Source organism: Lactobacillus rodentium (assembly GCF_003423665.1).
GTDB lineage: Bacteria > Bacillota > Bacilli > Lactobacillales > Lactobacillaceae > Lactobacillus > Lactobacillus rodentium.
On the sequence record NZ_BFBY01000006.1, the window covers coordinates 105425 to 117194 of the forward strand.

The following is an 11770-nucleotide window of genomic DNA, read 5'->3' on the forward strand; positions in this document are numbered from 1 at the left end:
GCGACAATATACAGCAATTATAAAAAGTAAGTAAATAATCTAATTCTTGGAGATGAAGATTACTAATGAATAATGATAAAAAAGAAAAGAAAGAAAATAAGGAGTCATCGGCTCCCCGGATGCTAGTCCAATGGGGGATTTTTGGAGTAATTTTATTCTTTGCTCAAATCATTTCTGATTTATTCCCTAAATCATTTGTAGTACCAGCACCATTAATGGGGATGATAATTCTCTATATTTTATTAGTCACTCATATTGTTAAATTACCGATGGTAGAAAAGGCCGGCGATGCCATGCTTTCCATTTTGCCTTTCTTATTTATTCCCTCCGGGATTCAGTTGATTGATCATATGGATATTATCAAAAAAGAAGGAATTAAGGTATTTATAATTGCGATAGTTTCAACAATTATTATCTTGGCCTCAATTGCTTATGTGGGAGCACTAGTAATGAATATTCATAAAAAAATTAAAGGCAAAGCAGAAAATGAAAAGGAAGGAGAAAAATAATGGAAACAACAATTGTGAATAATCTTTCCTTACCAATTACAGGGGTATTAATTTCACTTATGGTATATATGATTGGTATTGGATTAAGTAAAGCAAGTCATGGCTTCTTCCTTTTTAATCCCTTATTCTTTGGTATTCTTTTAGGAATTGCAATTATCTATCTTTGGGCAAAAGGAATTGGCAGAACACCAACTTATGTTTATCATAAGTTCTATTTACCAGGAGCTGATATTATAACCTGGTTCATTAAACCGGCAACAGTTGCCTTTGCTATTCCAATTTATAGAGTAAACTATTTGGTTAAAAAATATTGGTTTGATATTTTAGTCATCTGTTTCTTAGGTGGTTTTATTGCAATTTTCTTGATTCAACACTTATGTGCTTTACTAGGAATTTCAGCAGTTTCAACCGCTTCATTAATGCCTCAAGCAGCTGCTACTGCCGTAGCAATGCCAATATCTGAAGGTACTGGTGGTATTAGTGCAATAACCGCCATGGCATGTATTATTAACTCAGTAATTATATATGCTGGTTCAACTTATTTAATCAAGGCATTACGCTTAGATAAGATTTCTCCAATTGCTACTGGCTTAGCTCTTGGTTCATCTGGTCATACTATTGGTTCTGTAGAAGCTCTTTCTTTAGGTGAAGTTCAAGGAGCAATGGCTGGAGTTGCTGTTTTGGTGACTTCACTATCAATGGATATTTTAATTCCACTATATATGAAAATATTTATGTAATTTAAGCAGTCGTAACAGACTGCTTTTTATTTTATATAAACTAAATACAATAAATGGAAAATAAGAATTTGTGTAATTAATTTAAAACATGGTATACTTAATTTGCAACAAGTTAAAAAATCTAAATTCAATAGATTCGAAAAAGCATTACCTGATCATGACAAAAGGTAATGCTTTTTTATTCGTTTGACACAATTATCAAACGGCATGATTGGAATAGAAGCGACTATTAATGTTTTTTATTGTTATGCCAATTATCCAACCAGTAATTGAATAGTGAAATTACTATTTCCACGAAAAGTGGAGCAACAATTAAAGCTAAAAAATCCTTCAATAGATTCACCTCCTTTCAAGGGAGGTAATAGTTGCTAAAAGAATTATAACAAACTTAAAGTGATATTTTGAGTTAGATTTAGTGAATAAAAAAGCATCCCAAGTAGAAAATTCATCTACTATTAGGGATGCTTTTATCATTTCATATATAAAGCCTGCTTACCTTGTTGATTAAAACTACCTTCGATATTTTTCCAGGAAACAGCTTGATTTTTATGACCATAAGGATTATTTACATAAACAATTTTTTTCTTTTTATTATATCCAGTAATCACACAAGCATGAGATGAAGGTGTAACTTTTACTTTACCACTATGAGTTTGCCAAGTACGCATATCATTAACTGGTTTAAATTTTAGAGTCGAAATAATCATCACGGGATGACCATCACTAACTAATTTCATTACTTGCATGAAAGAATGGCCAGTATAGTTTTGAATGCGGTTAGTATATTTATGAGCTACATCATAAAGCGGCTCATTATAAACACACCAACCAGCGTTGGCAATTGTCATATAACCCACAAATCCTTTATGAGGATTACCCATATATTTACCTCCTTCAAATGAAGGAACATGTTTAATATGCCGGGCTAAAGTTCGTTTAGTAACATTTACATCATAGTAATTTAAAAGCATTGAGAGGGCAGTTACTTCGCAGCCATTAGGATACTCAGGAAATTGGTTTTCAATGGGAACATCAAGTTGTTGTTCTGGTTTCATTGTAAGCCAATCCCATTCATCAATTACTTTTTCGTGATTTAAATCGATAAAAATTCCTCCAGCGGTTAATAAGAGGAGAATGATGGCAGATATCCAAATACCACGATGTGTCTTCTTTTTTTTACGCATAATTATTTAATTCCTATTTTAATTTTGTTCTTAATTATTATAACAGATAAAGTATATAGGACTAGGAAAAAGTTAGTTACACTAAGGTATAATGTATAACTATAAAGATTAAGAGAGGGGAGCTAAGTTAGTGAGTAGAAGAGAGCCTGTTACTTTAACAAATATGTGTATGATAAAAAATAAAGATAAAATTTTGGTATTGGATCGCAATGATCCCGTTTGGCCCGGATTAACTTTTCCTGGTGGTCATGTTGAAGAACATGAATCATTTCATGATTCAGTGATACGTGAAGTCGAAGAAGAAACTGGACTTACAATTAAGAACCCTAAACTTGCCGGTGTTAAGCAATTTTATGATCAAGAAAATCATCGTTATTTAGTCTTTTTTTATATTGCTACGAAATTTGAAGGGCAAGTACAGGAAAGTAATGAGGGTAAACTGACCTGGATGACAAAAGATGAGTTGTTAAATTCAAAATTAGCCTATAACTTTGATCATGATTTACCAGTTTATTTTGATGAGACTATTAGTGAGCATATGCTAGATGGGAAACGTGATGAACTTTTTTAGTTGTTTCAATGACTAATAAGTCTTATCGATTGGTTTTTAAATTAAAAGCTCTAAGATTAAAGTAAAAACATAAATAAAAAGAGGGAGATTTAATGAACTTAAATTTAAATGCTTTAATTGCAAAAAACTTACCCAATCAACTTGAAGGAAAAGTAGCTAGTTACATTCCCGCATTAGCTCAAGTTAATCCTAACCAACTGGGAATTGCCCTTTATGATTTAAAGAATCAGCAAATTATTGAGGCTGGCGACAGTGAAGTTAGATTTGCTATAGAAAGTATTTCAAAAGTTATTACCTTGTTATGGGCAATTAAAAAATTAGGTTTAAAGGAAGTTTTTAATTATGTCGGATCCCGGCAAACTGGTTTTGCTTTTAACTCAATTTTAAATATGGAAATAAATAAAGATGAACATCCTTTGAATCCCTTCGTTAATGTTGGTGCAATCATGACTACTTCCTTAATAGTTGAAGACAAACAAGCTTGCGTTCATCCTTTTGAAGAAATTTTGACTTTTGCAAAAGAAATTTGTCATGATCCTGATATCTATTTAGATGATACAATTTATCATTCTGAAAAAAGAACTGGAGATTTAAATCGTTCGTTAGCATATTATCTTAAATCAGAAAAAATGATGATTGCTGAAGTTGAACCAAGCTTAGATACATATTTTAAACAATGTTCAATTATGGTAACTACTAAGAGTCTAGCAAATTTAGGTGCAGTTTTAGCAAATGATGGTATCAAACCATGGGATGGAAAACGCATAATTTCAAGTGAAAGTGCTACTGCAACCAAGTCTCTTATGATGACAACTGGCTTATATAATCAATCTGGTACCTATTCACGCTTAATTGGTGTACCTACTAAATCAGGAGTTGGTGGAGGTTTAGTTTCTGCTGCTCCTCATAAATTTGGAATTGGTATCTTTAGTCCCGCTTTAAATAATGAAGGAAATAGTGTTGCAGGTTTAACATTACTTGAAGATGTTGCAAATAAACTTGATTTGAATATCTTCAAGTAAAAAGAGAGGTATCTCTCATTTTGATATAACTTCGTATAATATATATTATGTAAAGTAAATTATATGATTCCGAGAGAGGCTCTCTTAGTCTGTATTATTTATAAATGATCTTTAGTTAATTTTATTGATAATTATTAATCGATTTGTTGATGTCCTAATTACTTCAGCAAATCGATTTTTATTTAGACTGATTTAATTATTTTTATTTATTGCTTCAACATCGTTTTTAACTAGCATAATTTTTATTTTCTATTTATATTCTTATATCTGAATTACTTCATTTATATCTATAATTAGTTAATCTCTTAATGGATTTATTATTAGCTCATAAATTGCATAGTTGATTAATTATTCATGTAAATACAGTTTAAATTCATTTAAATGCTCATATATGCATAAAATATCAAAACAATAAATATAGAAATATTTGAGATTTTTAGCAACAATAGTATTAAGTGATAAAGAGCATAGCTTATAGATGATTAGATAAAGATTATTGCTATAAAAGCTATTAATCAAGATATTAGAACGATTAATGTAGCAAATAAGACAATATAAAGTTATAAAATATACATCTGTAATAGAATAAATCTAAAAATTATACCGTAGAAATGCTGATATATCAGGTTATCTACATATGTTGTTCATTAAAATATTAGTTTTAATGAACATTTATATGGCTTGTTACCTAAATTAAAACTTAAATTTTAAGAGTATTTGAATTATAATTAAAAGTGACAATTGAGGGTTAAAGCTTAGAGTAATACTCATTGCTTAACCTCTTTTCTATTATTATTAAGTTCTGTATCGCACAATACAGAACTTTTTTTGTACTTTTTTGCTATAATTAAGGCATGCAAACATATGTTTTTATTATGCATTATTAGGAGTTTTATGTTGGAAACTAGTAAATACCTTGAATTAATTAAAGCAGAATTACAACAAATGCCTTCATTTGTACACGAATATAATTTAGTTACAAATCATTCACTTGCTACCTCGTATCAATATTTAACTGAAATTAGACGTTTCTTTGATTGGCTTAGACAAGAGAATATTTCTTCTGCTAAGAATAATAAAGCTATTGACTATACTACCCTTGAACATTTACAAAGAACTCAAATAATGCTTTATGTAGACCATTTAAAGCATATTAAGAATCAGCAAGGAAATTTAAATTCTCCTACTACTATTAACCGCTCGTTAAATGCTTTGCGCTCACTATTCAAGTTCTTAACTGTTACTTCTGAACATCAAGATGGTGAACCATACTTTTATCGGAATGTAATGCTAAAAGTAAAATCTTTAAATGATACTCAAACTCTTAATTATCGTGCTCATATGCTTGAATCTCATATGTATACTGGGCAATTAAAGTATGATTTCTTTGATTTTTTAAATTCTCAATATGAAAAGCAATGTAGTCCACGCGCACGTACTTCCTTTTTAAAAAATAAAACCAGAGATTTAGCGATAATTGCATTGATTTTCGGCACTGGAATTCGCGTATCTGAGTGTGCTGGAGTTGATGTTGATGATATCAATTTAAAAAATGCTAATTTGGAAGTTACTCGTAAAGGTGGACAGCATGATAGTGTTCCGATTGCTGCATGGACTTTAGACTACATCAAAGCCTATGCTGAAAAAAGAACAGTATTTTATTCACCGTTGAATCGTGAAAATGCATTTTTCTTAACTACATGGCATGGAAAGACTCGTCGGATAACTAGCAACGCCATTGAAAAAATGGTTAGCAAATATTCAACTGCCTTTGGCCATCCGCTTACGCCTCATAAATTACGACATACTGTAGCTAGTGAACTTTATGCGGTTACCAAAGATCAAGTATTAGTTGCTCAGCAATTAGGTCAAAAAGGAACTTCAGCAACCGATCTTTATACCCATATTGATCAAACCAAACAACGCGAAGCATTAAATAAGATTAGTAAAAAAGATAAAGAAAGTAAGTAAAGTTATGACAGAAGATATTTCACTTTTTCCAGAAGATGAATCAGCTAATAACCATTTTAAAGAACCATTAGCTGCTAAAATGAGACCTAGTTCCCTCTCAGAAATGGTAGGACAAGAACATTTACTAGCAGAAGGTAAACCTTTACGTCAAATTATCGATGAACATATTCCTACCTCATTAATTTTATGGGGACCTCCTGGTACTGGTAAAACGACCTTAGCCCATGTAGTGGCCAATGAACTTCATTATCCTTTTGAACAATTTAATGCCAGTATTGAAAATAAATCGCAATTAACTAAAATCATTCATCACCATCCTCATGAATTGTTTGTTTTGCTATTGGATGAAATTCATCGTTTAACTAAGCCAATTCAAGATTACTTATTACCTTACCTAGAAAACGGTCATATTTTATTAGTTGGTGCAACGACAGAAAATCCAATTCTTTCTTTGGTACCAGCGGTTAGATCAAGATGTCAGATCTTTGAATTTGAAGCTTTAAAGATTGATGATGTCGAAAAAATGATTGTACGTGCTGCTAAGCAAGTATTCAATTATGAGATTCCAAGTGAAATTGCTCATATGATTGCTAATACTGGTAATGGAGATTTGCGCACTAGTTTGAATGTGCTTGAGACGCTTTTTGCTATGTATCATGAAAAATTAACGGTAGAACAAGTAAAGGCATTTAGTAGACAACAACACTTAACTTATGATAAAGATGCTACACAGCACTATGATTACTTATCTGCCTGGCGTGATTCGGTTGAAGGATCGGATGCCGATGCAGCGCTCTATTATTTAGCAGTTTTGCTTGAAGCTGGTGATTTGGAGTCAGTGGTTCGGAGTTTAAAAGATATGAGTGCATTGGATCTAGGATTAGCTGATCCAGCTCGAGCAACGCAAATAATTACTTTGGCTAATACTGCCTTGGAAATTGGCTTACCTCGCGCAACTACTCATGTAGCAATGGCAACAATGTTATTAGCTATTAGTCCACGTTCCGATTCGGTGATGCAAGCTTATCATCGAGCAGCACAAGATGCCAAGCATCCTAATAAACATCCAATGCCAACTTATTTACGTGATTCTCATTATCGTGGAGCAGATAAATTACGTGGTGCGGGAGTGATGAAAAATATGTTTGCTCAACCAAGGAAGGTTGCTAAACAAGCCTACTTACCAGAAGACTTAATTGGCAAGCATTATTATGAACCTGCTCCTAACAAAAATGAACAAACTTTATACTATCAATATCAAAAATTGTTTGAATATATTTATGATAAGCCATTTAAAGAAAATAATGATTTATCTCATTTTGAACACTTTAATCCTTATCAAGAATAAAAGGTGCTACTAGGTTTAATTCCCTGGTAACACCTTTTTTGTAATTATTTTGAATATTGTTTAAATTCTTCAGGAGTAAGTAGTTTACTCTTTCCAGTTTTGAATTCCTTGATTGATTTTTGTAACGCAGCTCTATTTGCCTCACTACTCAAAAGATAGTTTGTCTCCATCCATGAATTATATTGTTTTTCAGAAATAATAACTACATTTTTATTCTTTGGTCTTGCTACCACTACAGTATCGTCGTATTCACTAATATCGTCAGCAATTTTATTAAAGTTGTTTTGTAAATCTCGTGCAGTGACAACTTTTAATTGGTTAGGTATATAGTACATCTTTTCACCTCTTAGTTTAAGAATGCTATGTGTCTACATATTAACGTTATGCAGACCAGACTGTAAATTTTTAGTTCATCAATGTTTTTCTCGAAAATAAAACACTTATCCCCTTTAGAGATAAGTGTTTAAAAAACTATAACTATTAGCGTTTTTTCTTTTTAGTTGTAGCAATTCCCATTAAACCGGTCAAACTCAAGGTAGCTAGACCAAGCATTGAAAGTGCTACGGAATTCTTTTTACCAGTTTGAGGTAAAAGTTTTTCAGTATTTCTATATTTCTTAGGAACTACTTTAGTTGGATTAGTTCTTGCAGAAACAAATGAATCTGAAGTAATGTTTCCTGATTTAACAGGGACGTCTTCATCCGGTACTTCAGGAGTTGGATCTGGATCCGGTGTTGGATTACTTGGTGTTGGTTTTTGAGGAACTTGTTTTTCAGGTATTTCTGGATTTGGAATATCAGGAATGTTTATGTCTGGGATAGGTGCAATTGGAAGATCTGGTTGTTCTAAAGGTTCACCGGGAATGCCGATTTCTGCAATTGGCTTATCTGGTTGTTCTAAAGGTTGACCAGGAATACCAATATTCTTGTATGGTAATTCAGGTTGTTCTAACGGAATACCAGGAATTCCTCCTTCGAATTTAGGAAGTTCTGGTTGTACTATTGGCTTGCCTGGGATGCCCTTTTTATCAGCTATCTTGGCTGGTACATCAATGAATTCTTTAGGTTTAGTGTAAATTACCTTGGTTTTAAATTTACCATCAGTATTATTTTCGCCTAAAACAGTATCTTGATGAGCAGTCTTGATATCAACATCATAACCATCAACTTTTGGTGAATCAATATCCTTAAAGTTAGTAGTTGGAACAAACTTGTCACCCTTCTTAATGAATTGGACAATTTGAACGACATCATCAGGATTCTTATCTAACCCAACGTAATGAATAGTCCAAGTAGATTGACGACTTTCCATTGGATCAGGCAAGTCAGTACCTGGTTGATCTTTAAGATAAGGCACAGTAGTTACATAATTAATGTCACTATCGTTCTCACCTAGTTTAGTATCTTGGTGCACAACTGCATTTTCATCCAGCTTATAAATACTATACCCATCTACCTCTGGAGATTTAACATCTACAAATTGCTTATCTGGAACATAACCTGAATCATGTACTTCATTAGTTACCTTATCAGTATAAACAGTACGGGTGAAGGTTACTTTTTGTTGTTTAGATTCAGGATTATGATCTGTACCAACATAATTGATAGTCCAAGTAGCCTGACGTACAGTCTTTTCAGGAGTAGTGTAACCATGCTTTAAATGAACTTCGAAGACATTTTTTGCATTATCTGCTTGATATTTATCGGATTCAAAGTTATTAGATACTTTTACATAGCCTTCATCCTCAAAGGTTTTAATTTGATCATCTACATCAGTAGGAAATTCAATTAATTTACCAAACTTACCATCTGCATTATCGGTTTTTAAAATTTTATTGTCAGTATCATCGATGTAAGTGATCTTCGCATTTTGATCATTGGCAATATAAGTGACAGTCTTTTCAATGTTCTGATCGCCAAAGTTAACTATAATTGCATCGATTGCTGCAACATCAGGAGTATAACCGGTAATTTCTGGAGAGTCTACTTTCACAAAAGTTTGCGGCTCAACTGGATTCCAAGTTACATCCTGAGTTACAAGATCTTTAGTACCAGTGCGTTTAAAATTAATAGTCTTAACTTTATCGGGACTTGCAGTAGTACCATCCTTATAGATATAGTGAATGGTTTCAGTTACTGTACTATCATCTTCAACAGGTTTAGTGTCATGCTTCAGATGAACTTCAAAGTTTTGATCAGTTTGATAGTCATTATCGTAAATTAAAGTACTTTGACCAGCTGGAGACTTAGTCCCATCACTGACTAAGTCATAGCCTTGTTTCTTATATTCATTAATTCGATCTTCAGTAGAATAAACTGCCGTTTCACCAGGTAAACCTTCAACTGAATCAGTTTGACCAAGCTGCTTGCCTTCAGTGTCATCAATATAACTAATATTGATCTTTTGCTTACCAACAACAGTCAATTTAGCACTGTTTTGGTCGCCTGCTTTAATAATTGAAGTATGCTGTTCTACTTTATCAGGTATTTGAGGGGTAACACTAAGCATACTGAATAAAGCCAAAGCATTAGTATTACCGCCTCCATTAGTGTTAACGACATTGCCTCCAGTTGTATCATATACAACAGTAATTTTATAAATTGGAATTTGGGCATATCCACTGACCTTATTTGTTTTGGCATCTTGTAAGTTTTTAATAACTTTTACAGGAAAAATTTTTGTTGGATTATCAGGATCATAGTCTTGCCAAAACCCATCTTTACCACTATGCCCACCAGAAATACTTTTAAATTTGTAGCCTTTAAATGTTGGAACTCCCACTTCTGGTAGACCTTTTTCTAAAACGATATCGCCAACTATATCTCCAGTGATAGCATTGGTGTGATAGATTGCAATATCATTAATATTTTGGGGACCTGATGATCCTAAATCTCTACCGTCAACACTAACATAATTAACAGTTCGTCCGAGTTTCAACTTCTTAAAGGATGTTGAATCCATCACCGCTTGAGACATATATGCGTTTTTCCCGATATCAGTTTCAACAGTTGGGTCATAAGTATGCAAATGGATTTTCAAGCTTGATTTAGCTTTCAAACTATCAACAGTGGTAATGACTGCGGTAACTTGATCCCAATTATCTGGTTTCTTATTCCAAACGTGAGTAATCTTAGTGGAGCCTTCAGGAATAGCTGCTTCAAGTGCTGCTTTAGTTGGTTCATAGTTGCCATCTTTATCTTTAGTAAGTAAGGTGTCTAATGACTTACCAACATCGCCTGTGACATACCAATTAGTAACATTTTCAGCGTTTTCTGCACCTTCTACTTCTACTTTACCGGTTAAGTGAGTATCAAATTCACTCTTACCGTCCCCTCTATTAGGCAATACTGTAACTGCAAAAATGTTTTTATCATCATGATCAGTATTATTGGTAATAGTTGAAGTCAATTCAAACTTATTTGAATCAGTATTTAAAGAGGTTGCCTTATGACTCAATTGTTGCTTATCAAGGTTACCTGCCCCATTCGTATCACCAGTTAATTCTTGCTTAGCTACATCATCTTGTGCTGATGCTGATAATTGATCATTCGTTGGCTTATTGTCAACGGAAATATTAGTAGCATTACTATTCTTCTTTTCATTAGAAGTTACAGCAGGAGTTTGTTCTGGTTTTGACGGAGTGTCACTTTTACCATCTGAAGTTGATTCTGTCTTCTCTTCAGTAACAGTAGGCTTATTATTGTCAACCGCAGCTTGAACTTTTTGTCCTTGGCTACCTAAAAATAAAGTACTCCCAATTAAGACTGAAGCGACACCAACACTAAATTTCCTAATCGAATAATGTCGATTTACTTCAGTTGTTATTAAATCATTTTTGTTGTTTTTTGTTTTGTTTTTATATTTCAATTTATTCCTCCAAAAATCTTTCTATCCCTTTTTCTATATGGTACCACACTTTGTTATTTTATTCAGCATTTTAATATAAGAATAAAAAATGGACTAAGAGCAATTACTCTTTGAAGTTAACCCCCAAAGTTGGACAAAAAGTTCAATTTTGGAGGTTTTTATTTTGACTAAATTTACTTATGAACAAAAACTAGCAGCCGTTAAATTATATCTTGAAGGTCAAAGTTCAGGAGAAATAATAAAAAAATTTAATATCGGAGAGCATGCTCAACTTCTTTTTTGGGTAAAACAATATAAAAGACATGGACCTAATATTCTCAATCCTAAGAAAAAGCATGAAGAATATAGTGGTGAATTTAAACTTAATGTTTTAAACTGGAAAAAACAATATCATGAAACTTATGAAGCAACTGCAGTTAAGTTTGGTATTTCAAATCCAGGCACTATTTATCAATGGCAAAAAGCTAAAGATAAAGGAGATCTTGTTGCTTCAAATAAAAAACGAGGTCGACCTCCATTGGTTAAAAAGCAAAAGAAAATTAGTCCGCTTTCTAAATC

The 11770-nt window shown here is 32.7% G+C and carries 11 protein-coding genes; 7 read left to right on the forward strand and 4 right to left on the reverse strand.

Annotated features, from left to right (window positions below):
• Positions 1–65 precede the first annotated feature (65 nt).
• Together LrDSM24759_RS05030 and LrDSM24759_RS05035 are read left to right on the forward strand one after the other, a co-directional pair.
• Positions 66–509, forward strand: coding sequence for a CidA/LrgA family protein (locus LrDSM24759_RS05030; protein WP_117118400.1), 444 nt, complete (start codon positions 66–68; stop codon positions 507–509).
• On the forward strand, positions 509–1249 hold the full coding sequence (locus LrDSM24759_RS05035) for an LrgB family protein (RefSeq protein ID WP_194007997.1): 741 nt from the start codon (positions 509–511) through the stop codon (positions 1247–1249). The genes LrDSM24759_RS05030 and LrDSM24759_RS05035 overlap by 1 nt, the downstream gene beginning before the upstream one ends.
• 229 nt (positions 1250–1478) lie before the next feature.
• Here LrDSM24759_RS05035 and LrDSM24759_RS07835 read toward each other — a convergent pair whose 3' ends face one another.
• Positions 1479–1592 carry a type I toxin-antitoxin system Fst family toxin gene (locus tag LrDSM24759_RS07835; RefSeq protein ID WP_117118401.1) on the reverse strand — a complete coding sequence of 38 codons (114 nt, stop codon included), beginning with the start codon at positions 1590–1592 and terminating at the stop codon, positions 1479–1481.
• A gap of 127 nt (positions 1593–1719) precedes the next feature.
• Positions 1720–2433: a C39 family peptidase gene (locus LrDSM24759_RS05045; RefSeq protein WP_117118402.1), complete on the reverse strand. Its 714-nt coding sequence runs from the start codon at positions 2431–2433 to the stop codon at positions 1720–1722.
• A 130-nt stretch (positions 2434–2563) separates the two neighbouring features.
• On the opposite strand from LrDSM24759_RS05045, the gene LrDSM24759_RS05050 reads away from it, so the two are divergent.
• From LrDSM24759_RS05050 to LrDSM24759_RS05065, 4 genes are all read left to right on the forward strand, one after another.
• Positions 2564–3004: an 8-oxo-dGTP diphosphatase gene (locus tag LrDSM24759_RS05050; RefSeq protein ID WP_117118403.1), complete on the forward strand. Its 441-nt coding sequence runs from the start codon at positions 2564–2566 to the stop codon at positions 3002–3004.
• A 92-nt stretch (positions 3005–3096) separates the two neighbouring features.
• Positions 3097–4026, forward strand: coding sequence for a glutaminase A (gene glsA / locus LrDSM24759_RS05055; protein WP_117118404.1), 930 nt, complete (start codon positions 3097–3099; stop codon positions 4024–4026).
• Positions 4027–4923: 897 nt separating this feature from the next.
• On the forward strand, positions 4924–5997 hold the full coding sequence (gene xerS, locus LrDSM24759_RS05060; protein ID WP_117118405.1) for a tyrosine recombinase XerS: 1074 nt from the start codon (positions 4924–4926) through the stop codon (positions 5995–5997).
• A gap of 4 nt (positions 5998–6001) precedes the next feature.
• The gene (locus LrDSM24759_RS05065) at positions 6002–7345 is read left to right on the forward strand and encodes a replication-associated recombination protein A (protein WP_117118406.1); all 1344 of its coding nucleotides are present in this window, start codon (positions 6002–6004) and stop codon (positions 7343–7345) included.
• A gap of 44 nt (positions 7346–7389) precedes the next feature.
• Here LrDSM24759_RS05065 and LrDSM24759_RS05070 read toward each other — a convergent pair whose 3' ends face one another.
• Both LrDSM24759_RS05070 and LrDSM24759_RS05075 read right to left on the reverse strand, forming a co-directional pair.
• Positions 7390–7680, reverse strand: coding sequence for a type II toxin-antitoxin system Phd/YefM family antitoxin (locus LrDSM24759_RS05070; protein ID WP_117118407.1), 291 nt, complete (start codon positions 7678–7680; stop codon positions 7390–7392).
• A gap of 145 nt (positions 7681–7825) precedes the next feature.
• Entirely contained in the window at positions 7826–11212 is a 3387-nt protein-coding gene (locus LrDSM24759_RS05075) for a mucin-binding protein (protein WP_117118413.1), read from the reverse strand.
• 163 nt (positions 11213–11375) lie between these two features.
• Here LrDSM24759_RS05075 and LrDSM24759_RS05080 point away from each other — a divergent pair.
• Positions 11376–11770: helix-turn-helix domain-containing protein (locus LrDSM24759_RS05080; protein WP_133297790.1), on the forward strand; the 395-nt coding region annotated here is incomplete at its 3' end.

Bases quoted from the DNA above. Each gene is read 5' to 3' on its own strand.
- LrDSM24759_RS05070 (WP_117118407.1), bottom strand. From the start codon at position 7,680: ATGTACTATATACCTAACCAATTAAAAGTTGTCACTGCACGAGATTTA.
- LrDSM24759_RS05065 (WP_117118406.1), top strand. From the start codon at position 6,002: ATGACAGAAGATATTTCACTTTTTCCAGAAGATGAATCAGCTAATAAC.
- LrDSM24759_RS05035 (WP_194007997.1), top strand. From the start codon at position 509: ATGGAAACAACAATTGTGAATAATCTTTCCTTACCAATTACAGGGGTA.
- LrDSM24759_RS05030 (WP_117118400.1), top strand. From the start codon at position 66: ATGAATAATGATAAAAAAGAAAAGAAAGAAAATAAGGAGTCATCGGCT.
- LrDSM24759_RS05045 (WP_117118402.1), bottom strand. From the start codon at position 2,433: ATGCGTAAAAAAAAGAAGACACATCGTGGTATTTGGATATCTGCCATC.
- glsA (WP_117118404.1), top strand. From the start codon at position 3,097: ATGAACTTAAATTTAAATGCTTTAATTGCAAAAAACTTACCCAATCAA.